Source organism: Flagellimonas sp. MMG031, from assembly GCF_040112705.1.
Classification (GTDB): Bacteria; Bacteroidota; Bacteroidia; order Flavobacteriales; family Flavobacteriaceae; genus Flagellimonas.
Genome location: NZ_CP157804.1, coordinates 1,874,100 through 1,900,738 on the forward strand (window position 1 = coordinate 1,874,100; position 26,639 = coordinate 1,900,738).

The window sequence follows — 26,639 nt, forward strand, 5'->3', positions numbered from 1 at the left end:
ACCCACCACCCATGGATATTAGCAAGCCCAAGACCAAAAGATACGTCCATATTATCGCATTGGTGATGATCGTTTTCTTTGTGATCTCATTTATCACCAATATTCTCAACTCCATCATAGTGGATGTCAAGGATAGTTTTGATCTAAGCCTGACCTTAACAGGCCTATTACCGTTCACTTTCTTTATAGCCTATGGCATCATGTCCATACCGGCGGGCTTTTTATCCGAAAGATATGGTGAGCGATCATTGCTTTCCATTTCATTTTTGGTCATGGGCCTTGCTTCCCTGGGGTTTGCCATTTTTCCCCAATATGCGGTCTTTAGCGTTACGTTATTTGTGTTGGGCTGTTGTATGGCTGTTTTACAGGTCATCATCAATCCAATGCTACGGGTCGCCGGTGGCGAGGAGCACTTTGCGTTCAACTCGGTGTTGGCGCAATTGGTCTTCGGTGCCGCTTCCTTCCTTAGTCCCTATCTGTACAAGTATCTGGTAAGCAAGGACAATACCGATGATACCCTAGCGGGAATGCTACGGGGATGGGTGCCAAAAGAGTTTCCTTGGGTTTCCTTGTACATCGTATTTGCGGCCATTTCATTCCTGTTGTTTGTTTATGTCTTTTTGACGAAGTATCCCAGATTTGAAAAGACCGAGGAAGAAAGGGCAGGGGATAAGGGCTCCTATTGGGACCTGTTGAAGAACAAATGGACGCTATTGTATTTTCTGGGCATCTTTTGCTATGTGGGAACGGAACAAGGAGTCGGAAACTGGATTTCCCAATTCCTGAACCAATACCATGGCCTTGACCCACAGACCATAGGAGCCGATACCGTTTCCTATTTCTGGGCCATGTTGACCGTAGGTTGTTTACTGGGCCTTTTGCTTCTCAGGTTTATGGATAGCAGAAAACTGCTCATTCTTACAACGGCCATTACCATGCTGTGTTTGATTTTGGCCCTTACCGGAACGGCACAACTGGCGTTGATCGGTTTTCCTGCAGTGGGGTTCTTTATATCCGTTATGTATTCCATCATATTTTCTCTGGCACTCAACTCGGTCAAGGAACATCATGGTTCTTTATCCGGTATACTTTGTACGGGCATTGCAGGCGGTGCCGTAATCCCATTTATAGTAGGGGGTTTGGGCGAATTGATGTCTTTGAAATCAGGAATGTTCTTTTTACTGGTTCCCTTGGCCTTTATCCTGACCATAGGATTCTGGGCCAAACCTTTGGTGAACAATAAGACGATACGTTTAAAAAAGGATTAGTGGAAAAGGAAAACAGGACTGTTGTCGGGGTCGATATAGGAGGTACCAAAATTAAATCGGGAAGGGTTATGGGCACGAAAGTGGAACAGACCGGATATTCCATGGTGGTGAAAACGGATCCACTGGAAAACTCCCTATCCAAATTATACGATACCATTGAAGAAGTAATGACGGAGTCCGTGACCGCCATCGGTGTTGGGGTGCCAGCAGTGGTAGACAAAGATTCCGGAGTTGTTTTTGATGTGCAGAACATTCCGTCTTGGAAAACGGTGCCCTTAAAACAACTCTTGGAGGATCGGTTCAACGTACCCGCTTTTTTGAACAACGACGCCAACTGTTTCGCTTTGGGGGAAAAGCATTTCGGAAAAGCAAGGAATTATGCAAACTGTGTTGCCCTTTCCTTGGGAACAGGGCTTGGTATGGGAATCATAATAGAGAATAAATTATATAGCGGAGTTTTATGCGGTGCCGGAGAAGTTGGAATGCTATCCTACAAAGATGGTATTCTGGAAGAATATACGGGCAGTTTCTTTTTTGAAAAGGTCTATGGTACATCAGCAAAAACGCTTTACGGGAGAGCATTGAAAAATGATGCGCAAGCTCTCGCTGCCTTTGTGGAATATGGTGTGCATTTAGGGGAGGCGATAAAGAACATACTGTATTTGTTTGCCCCCGAAGCCATCATTTTAGGAGGCTCCATTAGTAGGGCACATCCATTTTTTACATCTGCAATGGATGAGGCACTCAAAACATTCGCATACCAAAAGCAATTAGAAAATTTTAAAATAGAAATCTCGGATTTAGTGGACACGCCCATCTTGGGGGCTGCCGCACTTTGTCTTTAAAAATTAACCTTACTGAACATGAGAATATTACTATCAGTAATTCTGGTAAGCTTGTTACTTCAATCCTGTACCCAACCAAAGGCGACAGGAAACCAGCTAGCCATTACCGTTGAAAACAATATAAAAGGGGCGCCCATTACCTTAGGGATACCTTTTCCGAAAGGAGCATTAAATTCAGTGGACCATATTCGTTTACTGACATCCGATGGTATGGAAATCCCTTGCCAGACCACAGAGGTAAGTACCTGGGACCCTATCGATGATAGCATTAAATGGGTATGGGTATTTTTCTTCTCCGAAGAAACAACGGATTATGTATTGGAGTATGGCAAAGGAGTGGTCCCAATGGGGCCTAAGGAAAAAATCATATCGGCCAACAATATGCGGCCAGGTGGTGGGATCGAAGTAAATACCGGGGAGATATCCTTCACTATCGATAAAAAGGGTGACGGGTTTTTGGACAAGGTATTTTTGGATTCCGACAACGATGGTAAGTATTCGGAAAAAGAGCTGATCGCATCTTCCCCTGGAAGTCATAGGGGATCCTTCTTCGATTTGCTCGATGATGCCGGAGTTGATACATCCAAAGCATTTATCCATGAAGTATTCCGGGAGAAAGGATCAGGCCCCATGCATTCCATTTTTAGAATAGAGGGGACATATACCTATAGTAGGGAAGATAACAACATTTCCCCTTTTACCATTTGGTTGCATACCTACGCAGGAAAAAGCTACATCAAAGTATTGCATACCATGACCTATACGGGGATTCCCGATAAACACAAAATTCAGGAAGGGGAGCATGCTAATATTGCGACCCAAAATAAAAAAATCATTTCGGAGAACACAGCGGACGATCCGGGTTGGATGCAGCCCAACGATCAAATAGCTGGGATTGGCCTCCAACTTAAATACCATCTTGACGATAATTCATTGGTTTCCATGCCATTGCAACAGGGTTCATGGAAGAAGGATAAAGCACCAACCGCCTTGCAAGAAGTTAGTCTTGATGATTCCTCCGTTCAATTACTGCAAAAGGGACCGGCTAAAAAAAGTCCACCGACCTTGAGGGATGTCTATCTCAACCAATTGGACGAAAACAGTGATGGGAACATCAACAATGACAAGGAATTCCAAGCAACCGTTACCCTTGGAGAAGACGATGTGGCCACGTCACAAAGGGCCAAAGGTTGGTTGAACGTGACCGATGGAAAAAGGGGGATCGGCGTAGGAATCCGAAACTTTATGAAAGAATATCCCAAAGGGATAAAATTAGACCCGGTCAACCATATACTTTTGGGAAGCATTTGGCCAGAGGAGAACGGACCGATGAGTTTTGAAAGGCACCACACTGCAATGGACGGCGGCATGTTGTCCAATTTTGCCCAAGGGATAACCAAAACGACCGAATTCATTTATTATTTCCACGATAACAAGAGCGATGTTGCCGAAACTATGGATTATGTTGTGGAAAGTCCTGTTGCGCATGCTGCACCGGAATGGTACACCAATTCCAAAGTGTACGGTAACATGGCACCGGCCTCTTCCGAGCATACCGAGTTCGAAAATGCACTTCAATATCGATATCAATGGTGGGCCTACAACCAAAAGAACCAACCCTGGTATGGCATGTTCAACTATGGTGATGGAAAGACCTATTATTATAACGGACATTGGGTACAGTGGACCAACAATGAGCCCACCGTTGATTTTATGCTCTGGACCAATTTTATGCGTACGGGAGATCCACAATATTTTGAGATGGCCCAGGCCATGAGCAGACATACCATGGATGTGGACAATGTACACTGGCCCAAAAAACGAACGTATTATGGTCAGATCAACGATGCCATAGACTTTTGGGATTTCAAGGACGAGCCGGAATCCACACCCTACCTGGGAATTGGAAGGAGACATGCCGCAGAACATTGGTATTCCTTATTGAGCGCGCACGTTTGGATCCAGGGTTGGATTGCGGACTACTATCTAACAGGCGACCATAGGGCTTTGGAAGTAGCTAAAATGACCGGTGATACCTATATCAACCGTATATGGGGCGAGCATGATCTACGGGGTAGAAGATTGTATTTGTCCGTACTTAATATGGTGGAGTTATACGATGCCACCAAATTACAGAAATATAAGGATGAACTGGACGATAGGGTACGATTGATGCTTGAATTCCAAGAGCGTCAAGGAGGAAACCTGGTGTTGGATAGATATGGTTATTCCCAGCCCTATGTGGCACAGGGACTTTATAAGTATCAACAGATCACCGGGGATGAAGAAGTGCGCAAAGCCTTGTTGAGGCACGCAAGATGGGTTCGCGATGTGCCACCGTTGAACCACGAGATGGAATCTTATTTAGCAACCATATCTCCATTGTTGTTAGGATATGAGTTTAGTGGCGAAAAGAGCTATCTGGACGAAGCCTTGGCAAGGGCAGAAATGCTCAAGGTAGGTGAGTTGCCAAAATCACCGGATGACTATAAAACATCTGAAGAATATAGCAAGGACCTTTTGGGAATATCCAATCTGCCCATGAGCAAGGGGCGCTTCACGAATTGGCAGACCAATCAAGGACTCCGGGTATTTGGTTGGACACATGGCTACAATATTCCATACCTGCTCTATTGGATGGATGAGGCCAATATCAAGTAAAACGTGTAATCTTCGGAAAAGGGATGGCCAAACCTTCGGGAGCCGTCCCTTTTTTATGCCAAATTGGAATGACTGGATATGAGCTATAAAAGACTGGGCTTGGTATTGGGACCGTTGCTCTTCGTATTGGTAAGGTGCTGTTTTGAGCCCCAAGGCCTTTCCCATGAGGGACGTGACGTGCTGGCGGCTACCCTTTGGATCGCTGTTTGGTGGGTGTTTGAGGTTATCCCGATCGCGGTTACCGCTTTGTTGCCCATCGTTCTGTTTCCACTCATGGATACCCTTCCATTGGGGGATACCACCGCAAGCTATGGCCATAAGTATGTGTTCCTGTACATGGGAGGTTTTATATTGGCCATGGCCATCGAAAAATGGAACCTCCACAAAAGAATAGCGTTGCATATCATAAGGGTCATTGGCACCAATATGTACCGTATTGTACTGGGCTTTATGGTAGCAACCGCTTTTTTGTCCATGTGGATATCCAATACCGCGACCACGGTAATGGTATTGCCGATGGCCATTTCCATTGTCAAGCAATTAAAGGACAATCCAAATACTCCAGTGGATGAAAACACCGTGTTCAGTAAGTTGTTGATGCTGGCCATCGCTTATGCCGCTTCCATCGGTGGTATTGCCACTTTGATAGGAACGCCACCAAATCTGGTATTCGCGGGATTTGTCCAAAAGGCCTATGGCTGGGATGTAGGGTTTTGGGATTGGATGAAGTTCGGTCTGCCCTTATCCTCCATGCTATTGGTTTTGGGATGGCTTTATTTGACCCGTGTAGCCTTTCCTTTAAGAAATGCTGTTTTTCCTGGGGGAAAAAGGGAGATCGAGCGATTGTTGAACGAACTGGGCCCTCTGCAAAAGGAAGAAAAAAGAGTACTCTTGGTTTTTGTGCTCACTGCGCTGTGCTGGATTTTCAGGTCGGTTTTGCTTGAAAGGTTCATTCCCCATATGGACGATACGATCATTGCCATAACCTCGGCGGTGCTATTATTTCTGGTACCGGCAAACCAAACAGGACGTCCGTTGATCAATTGGCAGGAAGCGGTTCGCATACCATGGGGCATCATTTTACTGTTCGGTGGGGGCATGGCCATCGCCAAAGGATTTCAAGATACCGGTCTTGCCTCTTTTCTGGGCGCACAGATGACATTCTTCAGCGGCCTGCCTTTGCTTTTGCTTTTGCTGCTGATCATCGCATCTGTCAATTTTTTGACAGAGGTCACATCCAATCTGGCCACCACAGCCATGTTGCTTCCTGTTTTGGCGCCATTGGCCCTTACCTTGAAAATAGACCCGCTGATGTTGTTGGTGGCCTGTACCACGGCAGCGTCGTGTGCGTTTATGTTGCCGGTGGCAACACCTCCCAACGCTGTTGTTTTTGGTTCGGGCTATTTGCGTATTCCCGATATGGTACGTGCCGGACTTTTTATGAACTTACTATCCATAGTTCTTATTTCGCTTTTCATTTATTGGGTGATGCCCTTATTGATGGGGCCGTTTTGATATCGACTGGGGAAGTCTTGGCATAGTGTAAAGACCTGACTACATGAACCGGGCATTGTAATTTCGTTTCATGGACCGGTCCATTACTGCTTCATCCAAATCGGACTTGTGTCGGCGCTATGGTCTGCTCCCAATATATCCTTATAGAGCTCTGGTCTTCGGGCATTTTTATAGCGCCAACCACCGGATAGCTGTATTTTGTCCTTTGTAATTTTTGATAGGGTAATTTCGTCATCAAAAGATCGTATCTCGGACAAGACCTCGCCATAAGGGTCCAAAATCATAGAGTTCCCATTTTTAAGATGCTCACCGTCATAGCCAATTGGATTCGAGAAGGCGTAATAAACACCATTGTCATAGGCCCTGGCAGGTAGCCACCGCATCAACCAGCGTCTTCCTTTAGGGCCATCAAACTCCAAACGTAGCGAAACGGGATCATTAAAGCGATTGTCCCAGTATTTTTGGTCTACATAGCCCCGATGAGGCATGGAGGATGGCGTGCAGCCGGTGACATGTGGAGCAAATATGATCTCTGCTCCCAAAAGACTTGTAGCGCGTACATTTTCAATGACATTGTTATCGTAACAAATCAGGATGCCACATTTCCAACCCAGTAGGTCGAATACACAATATTGGTTGCCAGCGGACAAATGTGCATTGATGAACGGATGGATTTTACGGTATTTGGCCACCACCCCTTCGGCCGTAACGCAGATGTAGGTATTGTACAACTTTCCTTCTGCCTTTTCCACCAGACCGGCAAGGATGGGGATGCCCAGTTCAGCTGAGATGGATATGAGATCCTTCGTACTTTCGCCGCTTGGGATTTCTTCTGCCAAACTGGTCAAATCCTTTCGGTCCAGATCCTTGGTGAAGGTGTATCCGGTCACGCACATTTCATGAAAACTGATTACATCTGCACCTTTGGCACGGGCCTTCTTGGCAAGTTTGCGGATGATGGAAAGATTATAGGCCTTATCGCCGTCCTTGGGCTCAAATTGTGCTACTGCTACGTTCATGTCGAATTAAGGTCGCTTTATACCAACCCATTATATATTTTTTGTTGAATAAAGCTGGTTTTGTTCGAGGAGGTAAAATAAGGTTATTTATCCGAACGGCATTGGAACATGGACACAAATGTGGTGCTATGGAATACCTTTTTTACGCTCAATGGTTGATTTGAAAGGATGAACTAAAATAGGGCATTGATCGAAGCGTGGGTTAACCTTCATAAAGATGGATGCCTCTCAAAGGCGATGTCCCAATTGGAATCATTGTGGACAATCCATTTGTTTACCTGGATATTTTGGAAAAGGTGAAGGTGGTAATTGAAATCAGGTTTTGAATGAGCACCATGTGGGAATCATTATTGAAAAGTAGCGTAATGCAATGAAGCTATTTTCCAATACGTGCGGTAACACCCCCAAATGGGGCGGTCATTATCGATCGTTAGCACAGCTTTATTTTGAAATGTAATTAGCCCCGCTCTACCAATATGGGGCTAAACACTTGGTAGTATACATTGGAATCACTACATTAAAGATTAGTTTTAGACAACCTCAATTATGTGCTACGATGTCAATGCCCAGCTGGAAACACAGCTCAAAAGGGCCATGCGGGATGCGGATGAGCATGCCATCCGTGAAATCCAGGAAAAAATGGTCAGGGAGACCGACCTGCCCCTGTTCCATGTGACGGGTTTCCAACATCCCAAGATGCTCATTTATACCAATGAAAGTCCCAATGCTCCTGTGGTGTCCCAATGGGGATTGATACCTTTTTGGGCCAAGGATAAAAAGGCAATCTGGAACAATACCCTAAACGCACGTGGGGAGACCATTTTTGAGAAGAATTCCTTTAAAACGTCCGCAAGGGAAAAGCGATGCCTCATTTATATCGATGGGTTCTATGAACACCACCATCATGGCAAAGCAACCGTTCCTTATTACATCTCCCGTAAAGATCTTCGGCCCATAGCCTTGGCGGGTCTATGGAACGAGTGGACCGACCCCGAGACCGGGGAAATCCTCAATACTTTTTCCATTGTGACCACCGAAGGCAATCCCATGATGGCTGAGATCCATAACAATCCCAAGATGGAGGGACCGCGTATGCCGGTGATCTTGCCCGATGGATTGGAAGATGAATGGTTGAAACCGTATCGGGACGAGCTGGACCAAAAGCAATTGGAAGAACTGTTGCGACCCTATCCCGAATCGGAACTGGCGGCCCATACCGTCGGGAAACTGCGGGGCAAGGATGCCGTGGGCAATGTACCCGAGGCCATGGTCCCCGTGGCCTATGACAATGTTAAAACGACCTATTGATGCGGATATACGACTATTTGGCACTGTCCAAAGAGGAACAATGGGAGACCCTTTGGGACGATGCGGTCTATGTGGCCTCTTTCAGATCCATCGATTGTTGTTTTCAACTGTATGCCATGGACCGATTTTTTATCGAATTGGAACTTTGCCCGCAACAAGGTTCCATACTGAACATGGGTGTGTTCGTGCATGGTAAGAAAATGGACAAATATACCGATACGGTCTATCAGGACATTTTGGGTTTTCTATGATCAAGAATTAACTGTTCGGTATATGAAGAACCTAGTGCGCGGTATGGACCTTCCCTATACATTTGCCCATCGGATCCAAGCTTCTGATGATTTCAATGCACTCTTGCTGCAGCACTACATCCTGTTCAGTGATGGGGCCACTTTGGTGGACTATGCCATACGGGAAAAGGCCCATCTTTGCTCCGGGACCTACGGGGTTGAGGACTTTCATGGAAAGGTCAGTGCCTACATCGCATTTCTCGATCGCCTTATCCAAGGATGACCTTACCTGAGTATCGTCTTTCGATTGCTGTCATCCCAGTTCATTCCGAAAACACATTGGAGCAGCCGCTTTCCCTGTTATCCAATACCTACAAAAGATAAACGTCGCATCCCGGTATCGGACAAGGGACGGCATAAAGCCCCCGCTGTGGCCGTCTCCTGCCCTTGGGCAGGCCTATTTATTCCGTTTCCTCGCCGCTCAACGTGCTGCCTTCCGTTTGTAGACCACTGTAAATATTGTTTAACCTAAAATCATAAAAAGATGTATGTAGACAACTTACAGCAGGATGAGGTATTTGTGCCGGTACAGATCAGACCTCTAAACGAATTGACCGGAATGCCCGTACGAAAGGGCTTGGAACAGGCCGTGGTCAGCAACGGCAAGATCGTGAACATCGTGTCACAACGCTATGGACATATTCCCAATGAACTGTTCTTCAAAAAGGCGGAGCAATTGCTCATCGATGCCGATCTGACATACTCCCGTCAGAGCATTAACCGTTCGGACCGTAGTTTCAGCGTGGACTTTGTCCTTACCGACAGTACCCAGTTCTCGGTAGGGCAAGGTGAGGACGTCATTTTACCGATGCTGCGGTTTACCAATGCCTACGATGGGAGCGAACGTACCGCAGGCCATTTTGGGTTCTACCGAAAAGTCTGTTCCAATGGCCTGCACGTGGCCCGGACGGAAATCGGCTTTTCCATCAAGCACCACAAAAACGCGGTGCAGCTCATCATGCCCGGGCTCCAAGTACTGTTCCGCAGATTCCTCGACAATGAGTTCTACAGTACTTCCGGTAGGTTCCATCGGATGATGACCGTGGAACTGCTGGATACCAAGGATTTTGTCAGGGAAGTGCTGGAGCGGACCCAACTGTTCCGCTATGAGTGCAGCGATACCAATGATGCACACTCTAAAAAGGCCCGAGAGGTCCTTGAGATCCTTGATGCAGAGGCATTGCAACTCGGCAGTACCCCAAACCTCTGGTTGGGCTATAATGCCTTCAACGCAGTATTGCACCGTAACCTCAAGAAGGGCTTTGCCAAACAGCAACAGTTGGACAGGCAATTGTTCGAGACGGTTTATGAAATGGCCTAACGGTCCAAAGGGCCGCTCCGGTGCCCGTCCAAACCGGAGTATTGCCACCGATTACACTACAACCTCTACAGTATTTCCCCTTTTTCACCAACTCAAGATTCAAAACAGAATCGTTTGAACATTGGGTACCCACCATTAGCAAGGCATTCGAGATGTTTGTTTTGGTACAATTTAAGTTCAGGGATAATTCATGCTTTTGTAGGTAGATTCGAAATCAACCATTTTATGGCGCGAAATGGTGATGTCTTGCAGCTCGGTCGCTGTTCTTTCAATTTACGAACCCATTCTTTTTTTTATTTGGGAGTCATAAGAGTCCAGCACCTTTCTGATATTCTTATGTTTTTCCAATAATTGACCGGCTAGTTTTTCGTCAATATCCAATTCCTCCATCAACATTCGTTTACCGCGGTCGACCAACTTTTTATTGGACAATTGCATATCCACCATCTTGTTCCCGCGTACCCTGCCCAATTGGATCATAATGGAGGTGGAAATCATGTTCAAGGCAAGCTTTTGTGCCGTCCCGGCTTTCATCCGTGTGCTGCCGGTGACAAATTCCGGCCCCACGACCAACTCTATGGGATGATCGGATAGCTTAGAAAGGGGTGCATGGGCATTACAGGCTATACTTCCCGTCAAAATGGAATGTTCCTTGGACTTTCGTATTCCTCCAATGACATAGGGCGTAGTACCTGAGGCGGCAATCCCCAGTACAATATCCTTTTCACTGATATTGAATGCTTGAAGGTCTTTCCAAGCTTGATCAAAATCATCTTCCGCGTTTTCCACTGCCTTTCGCAAGGCTTTGTCGCCCCCGGCAATCAGACCGATGATCCAATCATCGGACACCCCAAAGGTAGGGGGGCATTCCGAGGCATCGAGGACACCCAGCCTTCCACTGGTGCCTGCGCCGATATAAAACAGTCTGCCCCCTTTTTTCATTTTGGTAACCGCATGATCGACAAATTCCTTGATTTGAGGAATTGCCTTTTCCATCACCAAAGGAACGCCCTTATCCTCATGGTTGATGTTGGTCAGCAATTCGAGGGTATCCATCTTTTCGAGACCGTCATAATTCGAAGGCTGCTCGGTCATATACTTGTTATTACTCATTTCTTTGTTTTAATTAAAATCAATCCTAAAAAAGTTAAACCACCGTTTACGGCAATATTGATGAAACCCATATCGAAATCATAGGTGTCCTTGAGAAACAGGCTCAAAAGATAGGTGGCTATGGGAGCCAGAACACATATGATCGGGACCACATGGTCCTTGATTTTTATGGTAGTAAACATTCCAAATACATAAAGCCCCAGTAAAGGACCATAGGTATATCCAGCCACATTGAAGATCAAGGAAATTACATCGCCCCTGCTATTTGAAAATAACATAATGATCCCAAAAACAACTATGGAAAAACCAAACAATACGATGTTCTTTATTCGTTTGGGGTTTTTAACGGTTTTGTTTGAAATGTCCAAGAAATCATAGGTAAAGGACGTAGTCAATGCCGTCAAGGCGGAATCGACACTTGAAAAAGAAGCTGCTATAACGCCCAACAGAAAAAAGATTCCGGTCACAGGGCCCAAATGGTTCAACGCAATATTCGGGAATAAGGTATCGGTATCCAATAGCGTACCATTTGCGTCCATGGGCAACCCTAATCCCATATGTTCGGCATAGATATACAATAAGATGCCCAGCCCCATAAACAGAAACTGGGTTATGGCCAATATGGAACTGTAGCTCAGTGTATTTTTCTGTGCCTCCCATACATTCTTGCAACTAAGGGTCTTTTGCATCATATTCTGGTCCAATCCGATCATCGCTATCGCTACCAAAATACCTGCAATGAACTGTTTGAAAAAGTTATTGTCCGACTTGGGTTCCCAGTTGAAGACATCAAAATAGGGATGGTCGACAATCTCATTTATCGATGCCGTAAATGTGAGGTTCAATGAAGTAATTACATAGTAACACGTGATCAGGGCACCTAAGATCAAAAAGATGGTTTGAAGGGTATCCGTCCAAACAATGGTTTTGATGCCGGACTTATACGAATACAGCCAAACCATTAACAAAATGGCGATAACGGTAATTGGGAACGGGCTTCCTATCTTTTCAAAAAACACAAATTGGAGGATCTTGGCCGCCAACAATAACCGTAGCGAAGCACCAAAGGACTGGGAAATCAGGAAAAACAAAGATCCGGTTTTATAGGCCCTATTACCAAATCGTTCCAATAAATAGGAATAGATGGATACCAACCTTAGCCGATAATACAGCGGGATGAGTACAAAAGTGATAAAGAGATACCCGACGACGTTACCCAGTATGAATTGGAAGAAATGAAAATTATTGTTTCCCACCATCCCGGGCAATGACACATAGGTTACTCCCGAAAGTCCGGCACCTATCATACCAAAGGCAACCAAAAACCAGGGAGATTGACGGTCCCCGGTAAAGTAGGTCTCATCGCCACTATTTCTGGAAGTAGCATACGAAATGGCCATGAGCACCAGAAAATAAAAGAGAATGACGAAAAAGATCAGGGTAAGGTCCAACGAAAACGGTTTTTGTGGTTCAACAATAAGCTACTGGCTATTGCGGTTCGTAAATGATGCCGGAGGAGGAATCCTTGGACGCCCCTGTGACGGAGCTCAACACATTGGTTTCATTTACCATTTTTAGCACGCCCATCAATGCAAATACAACGGCTTCTTTGAACGCTATGATTTCCGCAGGCGGGATGACCAATTTCCCCGTCGTCCCCAACTGCTCCTGCAGGACCCTTATCAAATAGCCGTTCATTGCACCTCCACCGGTCACCAGCATACTGGCCTCTTTTTGGGAGCGGTTTAAATTGACCTGTACAACTATCTGTTCGCATATATGATGGATACAGGTATGCAACAAATCCTTTGGGTCATTATCGTAATGATCCAGAATAGGCACTACTTGTTCCATGAACCATTCAAATCCGGTTGATTTGGGAAAGGGTTGCTGATAATATTCTAGCTTGTTCAAATCATTTAAAAGTTTGGGAAGGAGCCTTCCTTTTTGCGCCAGTTGTCCCCCATCGTCGTAGGGTAATCCGATCTTTGCCGTGATGTGATTCAATACCATGTTCGCGAGACCGATATCGTAAGCGATTCGCCGGCCTTTGTGCTCAAAAGAAATATTGCTGATTCCTCCCAAATTGAGGCAAAAATCGTATGCATGGAAGAAGTGGCTATCCCCTATGGGAACCAAGGGGGCACCTTGGCCTCCCAAGGAGATATCCTTATTCCTAAAATCACAAATAACTTTGTACCCAGCGGTATTGGCCAGGTACTGCCCAGAGCCCAACTGATGGGTAAAGCCAAGTTCTGGTCGGTGATGGCTGGTATGCCCATGACTCGCAATAAAGTCTACTTCAATTCCGGCACTTTGAATAAAATCCTTTACCCTTTCACCCAGCCAAATACCATATTTCACATCAAAAGCCAGGAGTTCACTGGCAGATAGATATATGGATTTCCTAAGCTGTTCTTTCAATCCATTGTTATACGGTATGCCTTTGGTCTTCTTGATCTCAAAATCCCACCTATCGCCTGTTCTCCAGATATGACAATAGGCGATATCCAGGCCATCCAAGGATGTTCCCGACATTAAACCAATTACCTTAAACGTCTTCATTTCAATCGATTTTCAATATCAGGGAAATCGGTCTGCCCTCCGAATTCAAAACTTCTTTGATGCTGTTCAGCTGTAGGGATGATTCCCCGATGATGTTGACCCAATCTTCCAAAGTCCTCGCATACCACTCGTGGCCGTCCCTAAAATTACCGGGTAGCCCCTGCCATGAATCGGAAATCAGTTGACTTTTATAATCCAGTCCATTATCGAACATAAAAAAGGGGTGCAGCGTTTGAATCAAGATCTTACCTTCCGTATGCAACTGATTTTTTGTGGCACGCAAAAGATCGGTAAGGCCTTCTTTTTGATAAAGACAAAAGTTGAATACCGCGATGTCGAAAGGAGCTTCTGGTATGGGCTGTCCCTCCATGAGATCCTCATAGGACATTTGGTGATAGGACTCAGGCCCTTTCGATCGGGCTGCGACCAATAGCGGCTCGATGGCATCTATTCCTACCGCTTTTTTTCCCATTTCCGTTATGGCCCTTGTGAGCCATCCCTCTCCACAGCCTATATCGATCACCTTATCCCCAGCAAGGTTTTTTAGTTCGCCAACAATGGCCTTATTGGTAAATCTCCTGGACCCGATTTCTTCGTTGGCAATGACTTTTATCCATTCCTTGGCGTTTTTGTTCCAAGCGTCTATGATCTTTTGGTTCATCATATCCTACCGTTCTAAAATTAATTAAGCGTAAACCATGATTGTACATAAAAGGCCTACAACAAAAACAGAGGTTGTAGGCCCAGTAAACTAAAACTAACTCAAACCGCTATGCTATAGTAGTTTATATGCTCGGGTCATCTGGGGTATTCGGATTACTGTTTCTCTCCAGATCGGGATACGGATAGAAGTTGCGGTTTCTTTCTTCCGTGTAGATCATTGATGTCCCACTGGGTTCCGGTCTACCGAATCTCCTGCTGTCTTCCAAGCTCATACCTGTCAAGAAGAGTTCTGCCCTTCGATTTTTATATACTTCCATCAAAATGGCCTCTGATGTTGACGCACCGGCATAAGGGCCTACATTGGCATTGATTCCGAAAGGATCATCGGTATCGGTAAGCACTTCGTTCAAGGCGGCCACGGCAGCACCAAGGTCAGGACCCGACTTTCTGATATTTGCCTCCGCCACTATCAAATTCATCTCATCCGGAATGTAAACAGGTATGGAACCGGTATTTACGTTGAAAAAGCCCGCCAAGTCCTCAATCGGCAATCCGTTTTGATTGGTTTCGTCCAAGGGCACCAAATAGAAAGCGTTACGCCCATCGGCAGGATCGAAGACAAATTCGGACGGGAGGCCAAAATTATCCCTTGGCTTAAAGTTGGGTGCATTGTTCAGAAAGACACGGCTCCAAATGGGATTCAAATTGATGGCATCATACTCAAACGTGGACGTGCTTGTAAGGTCCACGCTGTTTGCAGCGGTTATTGCGGCTTCATAATTTCCCGCGAACAGATTGTATCGTGCGAGCAATGCATTGATGGCATTGCGGACATCGATATTCCCTAAGGTTACGGCATTGATGAACTCCTGTGAAACGGGATTCTCATCGATGGCACTTTTTGCTTCGTTCAACAAAGTAATGGCCGTTTCATAGCCAGATACCCTTGGGACAAATTCAGCCTGATTATCCGTATTGGAGACAACGATGACCTGTTCAAAATTCTGTGCCAAATTTCCTATGGCCAAAGCCTTGAACAGTTTGGCATGCGCTATCAGGCCGCTCTGTGTTCCTGCCTCCAATTCAATGGTTCCTGCATTGGCCTCGATATCCTCGGCTATTTTTATGATGCGCAACATGGAAGACCATAAGCCCTGCACATTTGAATTGAAATTGGGCAAGCTTGTTCCGCCATCCTCAAGTTCGATCATATTCTGGAAGGTGGTCGTAATACCGCCTTCCCGCGTCGTTATCGCAGGGGTTTCCACGGCCCATCGTACCCCCGTGGTCGAGTACAACTGTTGTAGTCCGACGGATGCCGCGAGAATACCTTCACGGGATGAAAAGGTTTCATCTACCGTTGCGGCATTGGGATTGTCGAAATCGGTCTCACAAGAAGCCAATAGTACTATTGACATCAGTGTTAATACGGTGCTGTATATGTTATGTTTTTTCATCGTTGTTCTTTTTTAGAAGTTGACATTTATACCTATTTGATATGTGCGCGGGATAGGTACCCCGGCAAAATCAAATCCTCTAACTCCATTGCTCTGTCCGGCAGAGTTGATTTCAGGGTCCCAACCACTGTAGTCATCCCAAGAAATCAAGTTCCTGCCCACTAGACTGATCTTCAAATTATCGACCCCTTTGAACGGTTCCCTTAGATTATAGCTTAGGGCCAATTCCCGAAGCTTTACAAAAGAACCATCCTCAACAAATTCCTCGAAAATACCTGCCTGTGCACCTCCGAAACCTTTAGGTCGGTTACCCAATAATTCCTGGCCTACATTGAACCCGCCTCCAAAGATGACGTTGTCCAACAATCTTCTGTTCCAGTTGAAGACATCGAATCCTTGAACGGCATCGAACTGGACCCTAAAGGAAAAGTCCTTATAGGTAAATTCATTGATCAGGGAACCGAACCATTCTGGGTTGGGATCACCGATCACTTTCGATGTGGAACCATCTTCCGTGACCCCCGTAAAGGGATATCCATTTTCATCCAAGGAAATACTTCCATCGGGATCGCGAGCATAGAACTGTCTGTAGAATACACCCAATGGTTCACCTTCGATGACAAAGTTGGTCGAGAAACTGCCCGCGAGCGCAAACTGCCCTCCACCGGCAACATTGGTAACCGTATTCTCATTCTTGGAGTAGGTGGCGGTAATGTCCCACGAAAAATCCTCTGATTTTATGGGGGAACCCTTTAAAAGAATTTCCAGACCCTTGTTCTCCAAGTTGCCCACATTTTCTATTCGGGAAGCGAAACCGGTCGATGGGGCAAGCTCCCTGGGCAATAATAGATCCGTGACATCCTGCTTGTAATAGGTCGCTTCGATACCCAGTCTATTGTTCAAGAACCCGGCGTCAAAACCGAACTCTATTTCCTCTTGCCGCTCCGGCGCTATATTCAAATCCCCCTGTTGGGTACTTGGAATCAAACTTGGAGAGCCATTGATGGCTGCCGGATTGAGCAAGGTAAAACGCTGAAATGCCGTAAGTGCGGTAAGGTTCCCCGCCTGTCCCCAGGAGGCCCTTACTTTAAATGTGCTAAAGGCATCCCCAAAGGTATCCTCCCAAAAGTCCTCCTCGGAAAGAATATAGGACAGACTCGCCTTGGCATAGAGCTGGTTGCGCTCGTCCTCGCCAAAAGTAGAGGCACCATCCTGCCGCAACGCACCGTTGATATAGAGTTTGTCCTTATAGCCAAACGATTGTTGGATAAAGGCACCCCAATACGATATCTGTGATCTGCCCTCTCCTTGGGCCAATATGCTGCCGCTTTCCGCGGTTTCCACGATGGGCGGTAGTCCGTCGGCGCTGATGCCTATACGGTCAAACTCCTCATACTGCCAAGATCCGCCCAAGGTAGTTGTTGACGTGATCGCTTCATTGATATTGGTTTTATAGGACAGGTTCAAATCACTGTTATATTGAAAATTGTTGATGTCCGATCTTCTGGCAAATCCGTTCCCGTTCGGTGACGTATTGTTGATGGGGATAAATGCCGTAGCGGATTGATTGAAATAATCCAATCCCAAGGTATAGTTGGCGGAAAGCTTCTCGGTGATTTTGGCGTCCAATCCGATACTTGTGATGAAACGGTTGACCTTTTGTCCGAAATCAAAGCGGTTGACCGCTTCCAGAGGGTTGGTCCGTGGAACTAAATTGGAGGTAACGGGGTAGACACCGGATTCATTGGGAAAGGGGTTGATCGAGTTATCGCTGAACACAAAGCCAGTAATGGCCCCGTAAGCAGCATTGATACCGCCGTTGGGAATATCGCTACTTACACTTCGCACGTAATTCAGTCCTGCATTTACGGTCAGCCAATCAAAGGCCTTCTGGGTCAAATTCGCCTTAAAGCCGATACGCCGAAAATCCGTGTTCTCTATGATTCCCTCGTTGTCCAAATGGGATGCGGAAAGAAAATAAGAGGTCTTCTCATTGCCCCCGTTCATGGAAATATAGTTTTCAACACCGAATCCCGTGCCGAAAAATTCATCCTGATAGTTGTATCGAGTTGCCGGAACTGTCTCCAGGTTATTCCTATCGAACGGGTCGACCCATGATAGCGGGACCGTGTTATAATCTATTTCTTTACGAAGTTCATTGACCCTTACATTCGTGGAAAAACTGAACCTTGGTTCCCCAGATCTTCCCTTTTTGGTAAATATTTGTACCACACCATTACTGGCCCTAGATCCATAAACGGCTGCCGCAGCGGCACCCTTTATGATTTCGATACGCTCGATATCGTTTGGGTTCAAGTCGGCCAATCTGTTCTGTGCATTACCTCCTAGGTCGATCAACTGGTTACTTGAATTGCTAATAATGATCCCATCCACAATATACAAGGGATCTGAACTTCCCAGAACGGTGCTGGGGCCCCGCAAACGAATGCTTATCCCTCCAGCAGGGTCACCTGAGTTTTGTTGGACCAAGGCGCCGGTGACTTTTCCGGAAATGGCCTGGTCTACAGCAGTGGCACCATTATTCACCAAATCCTCCGACTTGACCGAAGAAATGGAATTCCCCAAGGTACGCTTGTTCACTCCTACCGTAGAACCGGTAACCACGACTTCGTCCAAGCTCAAAAGGTCTTCTTGAAGCATGACGTCCGTTACCACGTTCCCTTCCGAACCTATGGTAATCGGCACCGTCTTGGTGGTGTACCCTAGATAACTTACCTGCAATTGATAGCTCCCGCTGGCCACATTTCCAGTGAAGGAATACTTTCCGTCAAAGTCGGTTACTCCCCCAATGGTAGTATTCTTGATAAATACGGATGCACCTGGAATCGGTGCCCCATCGCTACTATCGCTAACCGTACCGCTAAAGGAATAATCCGATGTTTGTGCAAATGCGAAAGCACTTGCGAACAGCATCAGAAAACCGGCCAGTCTGGATAGGATCTTGTTGTGATTTAAACTTCGTTTTTCCATTTTACACTGAGTTAATTAATTGATTTCGAGAATTAATGTCATTTTTTGAAAGTTGTACGTTTCCATAAAAGTAACCAAAAAATGATAACTTGCAATATTTTGCGGTTTTAATTTGCAATATATCGAAAATATAAATTAAATTTCAGTTATATGGCAAAATCCTGCTACATTTAATGCGAATAGTACCGAACCAACCCATACCAACACCATGCTCAAGGAAGAAAGACACCAACTGATATTGAATGAAGTAGCTTTACATAACCGGGTCTTATTGGCCGATATCGCTGAGGTTCTCAATGTTTCGGTGGACACGGTCAGAAGGGACGTGATACAACTGGATACCGAAAAAAAGTTAAAAAAGGTGCACGGTGGGGCCGTTTCCCTGGCCTATGCCAATAATACCGGGGAACAGACCAAGGTCTACGCGATCGAAAAGAAACGGATCATTGCAAAAAAAGCGGTGCAATTATTGCGCAATGGCAATATCATCATCATCCATGGGGGAACGACCTGTCTGGAATTTGCCAGGAACATTCCCGAAAAAATGAGCCTTACCTGTTTTACCTTGAGCCTGCCCATTGCCATAGAATTGTGCAAAAAGCCGAAGCTGGAGGTGATTTTCTTGGGAGGCACCATAGCGAAAGAGTCCCAAATTGCGTCCGGTGGACAGGCAATCCACAATTTGTCGAAGATCAATGCCGATTACGGCTTTATCGGAACAGGATATGTCGATGCGAACTATGGGCTAACGGAGTTTGATTGGGAAAGTGTCCAGGTCAAAAACGCGGTCATTCAGGCTTCGAAGAGTACGGTCCTCCTTACGATATCGGAAAAGCTGAACTCAAGGAACCGATATAAAACCTGTGAGATGAGCGATATAACTACGATGATTACGGAACTGGAGCCTACCGCTAACATCTTGGAAGATTTTAGAAATACCGGTGTTGATGTAGTTTGATCTACATACGCTATGGTGTGCATCTAAAAGGAGGTTTTCATTTTCTTTTTTGTTGGCCCAGCGTTGGATGGAGCAGGGATAACAAATGCACTGACCAAGCTGGGGCGTTTGTACTATTTTCCTCCACGCAATCGGGAATATCAAATTCCTTTTAGCGAAGGGGTGAGGAAAATATGAAAGGAAGCAGTCGCACAAATGGCATTTTTTGCAGTTTGTTTCCTTGACCTTGCACTGTTGGGCCCAAGGATATGCAGCTATATTTGGTATTTAGATGGGTTTAAAGGTTGATACTATTTTAAAATGAACAGTTACTTCCCGGCTTTACCCTATATCAGATGTTCCGGAAAACAAGGGACCCTCCCTTTTTTGGTTCTCTTCTCCATCAAATGGATTAAGCTTTAGGTAATCGGTATAGGCTATTTTAAGTAACAAACTTTGTTTCTTTTCGTCTAGTTTGAAACCACCGACCACTATGAATGGACTCAAAGAAAAAATAGTACCACAAATTCTTATCATCTATATAAGGTATTTACTAGGTGGTGCATTCGTTTTCGCCAGCCTGATCAAAATAAAAGGACTTCGTTTCACCTCGGAAAGTGGAGCACTGGAACCAATCGGTAGCGCTTGGCATTTTTTTGAGACCATGTACCAATCCGGATTGTATTGGAAGTTTATTGGGATGGCGCAGTTGATAGCGGGATTCTTGCTTATGACCCAAAGATTCTCAAAACTTGGAGCATTGATCAATCTTCCGATCATATTGAATGTCTTCATCATTACGTTGTCCTACTATTTTGCCTATACCCCTGTGATAACCGGATCAATGTTGTTCGCAAATCTTTTGCTTATCATTTGGGAATGGAATGAAATCAAGATACTATGTAATCTACCTCCTAAGTTGGATAAAATCGTTAGGCTGGAGAAAGATGTGCTTTGGCAAATTCTCGGGTTGTTCTTATTCGCCCTCACATTCATATATAGGCTATTGGTTGACAAGTATAACATGGCCTTTTGGTTGCTGGTTTGTTTTTCGGTTGGCTTTGTGGGTCTCATAATGGGCCTACGGAGGGAAAGGAAAAGAAAGATATATCCCCAAAAACAGGCTTATTGATGATTTCTGACCATCTGAAATACCTGGATTTCAACTGATTTTGCTTTATGGCTTTTAGCGGTCCCATCTTCGTTCTAAAGCCTTTTGACCATTGTATCAAGACTCTTGGTCCCTGTTCCATTCACAAAAAACCAACAAGGTCATCCTCACGCCATCTGGGTGAAACCTTCGTCCTGTTTGGATGTACCCTCTATGCAACAGCGGGCCGTTATTCAAGTCTTCCACTATGGATTGGCCTTCTTCTCCCAATCCTGTATATAGGTATCCAGATGGAGCAAGATATAATTGATCTTTTCCAATGTGAATTGTTGGGAATCGTAACTGCTATCCGTGGGGGCAAGCTGGCCATTTGCCCATGCTTTTGTTTCCTTGTGCTTTGGATGTCTAGGTTTTTCCATGATCCTTAAAAAATCATAAAACCCCGCTAAACCACCAACGTTTTCCGGAGGGCAGCCCAAGGCGCCGGCACAACAGACAGGGAAGGGGATGGCCAAATCAGGAATAATCATTTCCAAGGTCAATACATGTTGCCAGTAATCGCCAAAATCGTATAGATATTCCAATTGCTGTCCCTTATGTTGCAGTACGTCGCCAATGGTGATTGTCTTTGAATCGATGATCTCATTTGGGCCATTAAAACCATCGTCCTCAAATTGTGGGCCAATACGATAGCTATCCATCGAGAATTCATACAGATGATTGTTCTTCCATCCCATTACAATCTGAATGATGTGGTGTAGCCTATTAAACTTGGTTTCGGATGAGACCAAAAATTCACGCCATATGTTTGGTGAGGTTCCATCCAATTCGATGCGAAACTTGAAGGTTTTGTTCACTGTACAATGTTTGCTTAATGAATTGGGCCCAATTTTATAACAAAACAAGCATAAATAAAAATGGTATCGACATGAATTCCCGAGATGGTGTTTCTAGCAATTGATTTGATGGGGATCAGGTTGTGGCCTATATGATGCCCAGAATCCTTGAGGCTCCCCTGGACCAGCGAATGGGTAAACATCTATACCTGGTGTGGACTTCAATTTGCCAAGACCTTCGAAAAAACTGGGCGAATTCTGGCCATGGAGGAGGTAGCACCCCAACAATTGTCCAACTATGAGAAAGTCCTATTGCAAAAATTGAGGGTATGGATATATGAGAAGCGTAGACAGGCCTTACGGGACAAACTAAAAGCTACAAAGCGTTCAGAAGCTAACCCTTCCAGTAACAATCAAGCATCATTGTTCTAAACCATCCAAAAGGTGCTTTCCCATACCATTCCAAGGGAACTGGGGGATTATGCTATGGGCCATCGCTTCCTTTGATACATTGTGCTTTAACCCATACGGAAGCCGTCCACACGGATTTATTTTTCTTCCTTCCTTCGCAAAGCCTTCTTGGAACTTTGCTTTGTAAGGCCGCAAATCCGTCCGTCCGCCGGTCAAATTTTAAGGGTCCCGTAATAAAAGAAGCCCCGGTTGTTTTTCGGGTCATCGAAAAACAGGGCAGTGCCCGGTGCCTTCCAATCAGGACACCAAGGACTTCACTCGCTCAACTTCCCGTACGCTCCCTTGCCCTTGGGTCTGAAGGAATGCCCAAGGGCCCTTATCGAACCTGTCAAGGCCAGGCTTTGTTCTGTCCGTAAATAGGGTTTCCACTTCCTTGAAAACCTTGCCTGCCCTTGGCACGGCCAAAGGTTTTGCTACGTCGCGGAGCCTCCCGATTTCCTGTCCAGAAGCCTTGACAGAACCCCCTTCTTTTATAATGCTGCGCATGTAAGAAGCAAACAAACGCCCCTTAAAATTTGGGAGACGATGACCAAAAAAATAAGGGGAAATCTTTAACCCTGTTTGCCGATCCATACCAAGGGGAGGACGGCAAACCTTTAAAACCTTTTTATCATGAGTACATTGAGAAACAAAGTACAACTTATCGGAAACGTGGGACAGGACCCCGTGATCACCGATCTGGACGGTGGAAAACGTGTGGCGCGGCTGACACTGGCCACCAACGAGCACTACAAGAACAACCAAGGGGAGCGCATCACCAATACCGAATGGCATACCGTCATCGGATGGGGGAAGCTGGCCGACATCATCGAGGGCTTCGTGACCAAGGGCAAGGAAATTGCCATCGAAGGGAAACTGACCTCCCGTTCCTACGAGGACAAGGAAGGGAACAAGCGCTATGTCACCGAAGTGGTGGCCAGCGAGATCTTATTGTTGGGCGGAAACACCAACGAGGGATAAGGCCAAGGGGTGCCCAAGCCAAAAGCTTGGGTGCCCCTTCCTTTTTTGACCCATAACAATACAAGTATGGAACCCAAAGTCAACGAAATACAGATCAGCTATCGGGAGAAGCTCAGTACCCTGAAATCGCTCTCCCTGACCAACTCCAAGGAAGTGGCGCAACTGCTCTTCAAGAACTGGGACGCCGACACCATCGGTCTGCACGAGACCTTCAAGGTCTTATTGCTCAACCGCTCCAACAAGGTCAAGGGCATCTACCCGCTCTCCCATGGGGGCATCACGGGCACCTTGGTGGATGTCCGCATCCTCTTTGCCATTGTGCTCAAGACCCTGTCCGTGGGGATTATCCTCGCCCACAACCACCCCTCCGGACAGCTCAAGGCCAGCGAACCCGACAAACAGTTGACCCAGAAGATCAAGGCGGCGGCACAACTCTTCGATGTCCATGTGATCGACCATATCATCCTGGCACCCGATGGACGTTACTACAGTTTTGCGGACAACGGCATCCTATAAATGTTGTAACGATGACCGAAAAAGATAGGATACACGAAGCCGAAAACAGAGAAACAAGCGACCTCGACCCAAGGGACTATCCCGATGGGTTTGACCCCGAGCTTTACGGTTTGTAGCAAAACAGGACAAACCTTATGAATGCCTGCCCTCTTTCAGAAGATGACATTTAAAAGATATAGAAACTTCTTTAGAATCTATTCATCCTCCGGTCAGTAATTGTTCCATAGCGTAAAACTTCCAATGGAGTGCTAATGGGGCAGGCAGATTGGTCAGGAGAAATCTCCTACTATTTAGACATTAATATTGCATATGGTATACACGAAAAGGGTGACGCAATTAGTCCTCTCCAAAAAAACAAAAAGGGCGATTTTTACAATGTCCGTAAGGATAAATTAATCCTAATTAATAAAGAAATAAATAGTATGCCACTTCGACATAAAACCTGACAATCTTTAGATTGACAGGTTTTTTTGTTTTAATATCCCCTGAATGATTGTTGACCCAAGTCGTTAAAAAAGTACCTCCAACGCGGACCAGCACAGTAGCAGTATTGAAGCGAAAATTCTTGAAACACAGTAAACTCCTATCTCTTTTTTAGATCAAACAAATCCGTTCTTCTGTCCTTAAGATTCCGAACGCTACCGAATTGATGAAGCTCCCTCAATAAATCGATGTCAAGGTCCGCAATCAAGATCATTTCCGTATTGGGCGTAGCTTCTGCCTTGATGCCATTGGTAGGAAAAGCAAAATCACAAGGAGTAAAAACCATGGATTGGGCATATTGGATGTCCATATTGTGCACATTGGGTAGGTTGCCCACACTTCCTGCAATGGCTACGTAACATTCGTTTTCTATAGCCCTTGCCTGTGAACAGTTCCTTACCCTTGAGTACCCATTTTGGGTATCGGTAAGGAATGGTACAAACAATATATCCATGCCTTGGTCTGCCAATAACCTGCTCAATTCTGGAAATTCGGAGTCATAGCAAATGAGTATGCCTATTTTTCCGCAATCCGTATCAAAAACTTTGAGTTGTTCGCCACCTTGCATGCCCCATACTTTGGCTTCATCGGGGGTCACATGCAATTTTTCATACCGCTCCGTGGTCCCGTCCCTTTTGCAGAGATAGCCCACATTGTACAGTTTGTCATTTCTAATCTCGGGCATGCTTCCTGCCACAATGTTGATGTTGTATGAAATGGCAAAATTCGAAAACCGCTGCACTATCTCGGAGGTGTGCATGGCCAACTTTCTAATGGCTTCGGATTCGCTCAAGTGATTGTCCTTAGCCATCAATGGTGCATTGAAAAACTCAGGAAACAAGGCAAAATCCGAACGATATCCAGCTACAGCATCAATAAAGTATTCTGCTTGTTGCAGCAAGGCTTCAATATCCCGATAAGGTCTCATTTGCCATTGGATAAGTCCTAATCGAACCACCTTTTTCTTGATGGCCGCCTTTTTTGCAGGCTTTTCATAATAAATATTGTCCCATTCCAACAAGACGGCAAACTCTTTGGACAATACATCCCCTTCCAAATAACCTTTTAAGATACGTGCCGGGTGAAAATCATTCGACATCTGAAAGTTCAGAACGGGGTCGTGGATCTCTTTGCGCCTCACTTTTTCAATGTACTCCTTAGGGGACATCGTATCGGAATATTTGTGATAGTTAGGTATCCTACCGCCAAAGAGGATGCCCTTTAGGTTCAATTTTTCGCAGAGTTCCTTTCTGTAATCGTACAGACGCCTTCCAAGCCTCAATCCCCTGAACTCAGGTTTAATGAATACGTCGATGCCATAAAGCATATCGCCATCGTTATCATGGGAGTCGAAAGTATAGTTGGCCGTTATTTCCTTATAGGAATGGTTGTCGTCAAACTTGTCATAATCCACTATAATGGACAGTGCGCAACCCGCTATCTGGCCATTGACCTTGATTACCACCTGCCCTTCGGGAAACTTGGTCAAAAGGCTACCGATATGGGCCTCCCTCCAATAAGCATCCGGCATTGAGGTATACGCTGTTTGCATAACATCTTTTATCTCCAAATAATCCTCGATTTGGAGATACACTAGTTCAACCTTGTCTATGTCGCTTAATTTCATGTTATATGGGATGAAAAAATACAGCCCCGACCGCAATGCCGAAGGCATTTTCTAAGGATTTTTCTTGGGTGCTGTATGTTTTATGAAAAATTTCAGGGTTCTTGGTCAACAATTGTTCTTGTTCACATTGAGCTGTGGTTCACGGCTAATTCAATTTGTATTTTTTAAAAATATACTCACTACAGTCTATTTCTAGTCTTTGTTTTTACATAAAAGGAATATGTCCCGATTTACTTTTCTACGTTATTATGATTGGGAACAAATCTCCTTTTTATTGCTCGGGGCATATGGTCCAAATCACATACACCATGAAAACCAACACAGGAATTTTTGTAGCTGGAGCGAACGTTTAAAATTAATCAAATAATCGTTGTGAACCATCGGAGCAGCGCTGAAATTGTAGGCCCAATTGGGAGCATTCTGATATGTTGTATTCGTTTTCTCTGATTCTCTTTTTGGATAAAGGCCAGTTGCCACATTAATTCGTTTTGGCTCAATAGTGGAAATAACCGGTTCAGTTTGTCTTGAACGGTTACGGTGGCATCCTGTTAAAATTGGAGATCTGTGATTTTGGGAATTCCCACAGTGCTCCGGAATCTTCCCTTAATATTTGTGGAACAGTTGATTTTTAACATGCCGCTAGTTGAGTTTTGTTGTTCCATCGCGCAGTCTGCTGTGATGG

At 45.4% G+C, this 26,639-nt stretch carries 23 protein-coding genes; 13 read left to right on the forward strand and 10 right to left on the reverse strand.

The window, feature by feature from the left end; all coding sequences use genetic code 11:
* Nucleotides 1-11 precede the first annotated feature (11 nt).
* The 4 genes from ABNE31_RS08445 (at nucleotide 12) to ABNE31_RS08460 (ending at nucleotide 6,289) form a co-directional block, all read left to right on the forward strand.
* Nucleotides 12-1,268: an MFS transporter gene (locus tag ABNE31_RS08445; RefSeq protein WP_293287570.1), complete on the forward strand. Its 1,257-nt coding sequence runs from the start codon at nucleotides 12-14 to the stop codon at nucleotides 1,266-1,268.
* Nucleotides 1,268-2,113, forward strand: a complete 846-nt coding sequence (locus ABNE31_RS08450) for an ROK family protein (protein WP_293287568.1) — start codon at nucleotides 1,268-1,270, stop codon at nucleotides 2,111-2,113. The genes ABNE31_RS08445 and ABNE31_RS08450 overlap by 1 nt, the downstream gene beginning before the upstream one ends.
* Nucleotides 2,114-2,131: 18 nt before the next feature.
* Nucleotides 2,132-4,774: a hypothetical protein gene (locus tag ABNE31_RS08455; RefSeq protein ID WP_293287566.1), complete on the forward strand. Its 2,643-nt coding sequence runs from the start codon at nucleotides 2,132-2,134 to the stop codon at nucleotides 4,772-4,774.
* Nucleotides 4,775-4,852: 78 nt separating this feature from the next.
* Nucleotides 4,853-6,289: an SLC13 family permease gene (locus tag ABNE31_RS08460; RefSeq protein WP_293287563.1), complete on the forward strand. Its 1,437-nt coding sequence runs from the start codon at nucleotides 4,853-4,855 to the stop codon at nucleotides 6,287-6,289.
* A gap of 83 nt (nucleotides 6,290-6,372) precedes the next feature.
* On the opposite strand, the gene ABNE31_RS08465 is transcribed toward ABNE31_RS08460, so the two are convergent.
* Entirely contained in the window at nucleotides 6,373-7,308 is a 936-nt protein-coding gene (locus tag ABNE31_RS08465; protein ID WP_293287561.1) for a nitrilase family protein, read from the reverse strand.
* A 546-nt stretch (nucleotides 7,309-7,854) separates the two neighbouring features.
* Between ABNE31_RS08465 and ABNE31_RS08470 the strand changes: the two genes are divergently transcribed.
* The 4 genes from ABNE31_RS08470 to ABNE31_RS08485 all read left to right on the forward strand — a co-directional run bounded on the left by ABNE31_RS08470 (nucleotide 7,855) and on the right by ABNE31_RS08485 (nucleotide 10,227).
* The gene (locus tag ABNE31_RS08470) at nucleotides 7,855-8,616 is read left to right on the forward strand and encodes an SOS response-associated peptidase (RefSeq protein ID WP_293287558.1); all 762 of its coding nucleotides are present in this window, start codon (nucleotides 7,855-7,857) and stop codon (nucleotides 8,614-8,616) included.
* A complete protein-coding gene (locus ABNE31_RS08475; protein ID WP_179385375.1) occupies nucleotides 8,616-8,867 on the forward strand; it encodes a hypothetical protein in 252 nt (83 codons plus the stop codon). The genes ABNE31_RS08470 and ABNE31_RS08475 overlap by 1 nt, the downstream gene beginning before the upstream one ends.
* Nucleotides 8,868-8,889: 22 nt before the next feature.
* Nucleotides 8,890-9,129, forward strand: coding sequence for a hypothetical protein (locus tag ABNE31_RS08480; RefSeq protein WP_306014342.1), 240 nt, complete (start codon nucleotides 8,890-8,892; stop codon nucleotides 9,127-9,129).
* 261 nt (nucleotides 9,130-9,390) lie between these two features.
* Nucleotides 9,391-10,227: a DUF932 domain-containing protein gene (locus ABNE31_RS08485; RefSeq protein ID WP_349350920.1), complete on the forward strand. Its 837-nt coding sequence runs from the start codon at nucleotides 9,391-9,393 to the stop codon at nucleotides 10,225-10,227.
* Between the two features lie 273 nt (nucleotides 10,228-10,500).
* Here ABNE31_RS08485 and murQ read toward each other — a convergent pair whose 3' ends face one another.
* The 6 genes from murQ to ABNE31_RS08515 form a co-directional block, all read right to left on the reverse strand.
* A complete protein-coding gene (gene murQ / locus ABNE31_RS08490) occupies nucleotides 10,501-11,340 on the reverse strand; it encodes an N-acetylmuramic acid 6-phosphate etherase (protein WP_349350921.1) in 840 nt (279 codons plus the stop codon).
* On the reverse strand, nucleotides 11,337-12,791 hold the full coding sequence (locus ABNE31_RS08495; RefSeq protein WP_240905085.1) for a sodium:solute symporter: 1,455 nt from the start codon (nucleotides 12,789-12,791) through the stop codon (nucleotides 11,337-11,339). Before ABNE31_RS08495 ends, murQ begins: the two co-directional genes overlap by 4 nt.
* A gap of 37 nt (nucleotides 12,792-12,828) precedes the next feature.
* Nucleotides 12,829-13,905, reverse strand: coding sequence for an anhydro-N-acetylmuramic acid kinase (locus ABNE31_RS08500; RefSeq protein WP_166250137.1), 1,077 nt, complete (start codon nucleotides 13,903-13,905; stop codon nucleotides 12,829-12,831).
* Between the two features lies 1 nt (nucleotide 13,906).
* Entirely contained in the window at nucleotides 13,907-14,569 is a 663-nt protein-coding gene (locus ABNE31_RS08505) for a class I SAM-dependent methyltransferase (RefSeq protein WP_293287543.1), read from the reverse strand.
* A 121-nt stretch (nucleotides 14,570-14,690) separates the two neighbouring features.
* Nucleotides 14,691-16,025, reverse strand: a complete 1,335-nt coding sequence (locus ABNE31_RS08510) for a RagB/SusD family nutrient uptake outer membrane protein (RefSeq protein WP_166250138.1) — start codon at nucleotides 16,023-16,025, stop codon at nucleotides 14,691-14,693.
* A gap of 12 nt (nucleotides 16,026-16,037) precedes the next feature.
* Nucleotides 16,038-19,016, reverse strand: coding sequence for a SusC/RagA family TonB-linked outer membrane protein (locus ABNE31_RS08515; protein ID WP_293290892.1), 2,979 nt, complete (start codon nucleotides 19,014-19,016; stop codon nucleotides 16,038-16,040).
* A 208-nt stretch (nucleotides 19,017-19,224) separates the two neighbouring features.
* Here ABNE31_RS08515 and ABNE31_RS08520 point away from each other — a divergent pair, with 208 nt between their 5' ends.
* Nucleotides 19,225-19,974 carry a DeoR/GlpR family DNA-binding transcription regulator gene (locus ABNE31_RS08520; RefSeq protein ID WP_349350922.1) on the forward strand — a complete coding sequence of 250 codons (750 nt, stop codon included), beginning with the start codon at nucleotides 19,225-19,227 and terminating at the stop codon, nucleotides 19,972-19,974.
* A 472-nt stretch (nucleotides 19,975-20,446) separates the two neighbouring features.
* Nucleotides 20,447-21,085 carry a hypothetical protein gene (locus tag ABNE31_RS08525; protein WP_293290501.1) on the forward strand — a complete coding sequence of 213 codons (639 nt, stop codon included), beginning with the start codon at nucleotides 20,447-20,449 and terminating at the stop codon, nucleotides 21,083-21,085.
* A 224-nt stretch (nucleotides 21,086-21,309) separates the two neighbouring features.
* Here ABNE31_RS08525 and ABNE31_RS08530 read toward each other — a convergent pair whose 3' ends face one another.
* The gene (locus ABNE31_RS08530) at nucleotides 21,310-21,921 is read right to left on the reverse strand and encodes a plasmid pRiA4b ORF-3 family protein (protein ID WP_293290500.1); all 612 of its coding nucleotides are present in this window, start codon (nucleotides 21,919-21,921) and stop codon (nucleotides 21,310-21,312) included.
* 147 nt (nucleotides 21,922-22,068) lie between these two features.
* On the opposite strand from ABNE31_RS08530, the gene ABNE31_RS08535 reads away from it, so the two are divergent.
* The gene (locus ABNE31_RS08535; protein ID WP_293290499.1) at nucleotides 22,069-22,332 is read left to right on the forward strand and encodes a hypothetical protein; all 264 of its coding nucleotides are present in this window, start codon (nucleotides 22,069-22,071) and stop codon (nucleotides 22,330-22,332) included.
* Between the two features lie 276 nt (nucleotides 22,333-22,608).
* Here the strand turns inward: ABNE31_RS08535 and ABNE31_RS08540 are convergent, their stop codons facing one another.
* Nucleotides 22,609-22,857 carry a hypothetical protein gene (locus ABNE31_RS08540; RefSeq protein ID WP_293290498.1) on the reverse strand — a complete coding sequence of 83 codons (249 nt, stop codon included), beginning with the start codon at nucleotides 22,855-22,857 and terminating at the stop codon, nucleotides 22,609-22,611.
* A gap of 126 nt (nucleotides 22,858-22,983) precedes the next feature.
* Here ABNE31_RS08540 and ssb point away from each other — a divergent pair, with 126 nt between their 5' ends.
* Both ssb and ABNE31_RS08550 read left to right on the forward strand, forming a co-directional pair.
* Nucleotides 22,984-23,331, forward strand: coding sequence for a single-stranded DNA-binding protein (ssb, locus tag ABNE31_RS08545; protein ID WP_166250152.1), 348 nt, complete (start codon nucleotides 22,984-22,986; stop codon nucleotides 23,329-23,331).
* 66 nt (nucleotides 23,332-23,397) lie between these two features.
* Entirely contained in the window at nucleotides 23,398-23,847 is a 450-nt protein-coding gene (locus tag ABNE31_RS08550; RefSeq protein ID WP_293290503.1) for a JAB domain-containing protein, read from the forward strand.
* 583 nt (nucleotides 23,848-24,430) lie between these two features.
* Here ABNE31_RS08550 and ABNE31_RS08555 read toward each other — a convergent pair.
* Nucleotides 24,431-25,957 (reverse strand): bifunctional GNAT family N-acetyltransferase/carbon-nitrogen hydrolase family protein, encoded by a 1,527-nt coding sequence (locus ABNE31_RS08555; RefSeq protein ID WP_179384666.1) that lies wholly within the window; start codon nucleotides 25,955-25,957, stop codon nucleotides 24,431-24,433.
* Nucleotides 25,958-26,639: the final 682 nt, after the last annotated feature.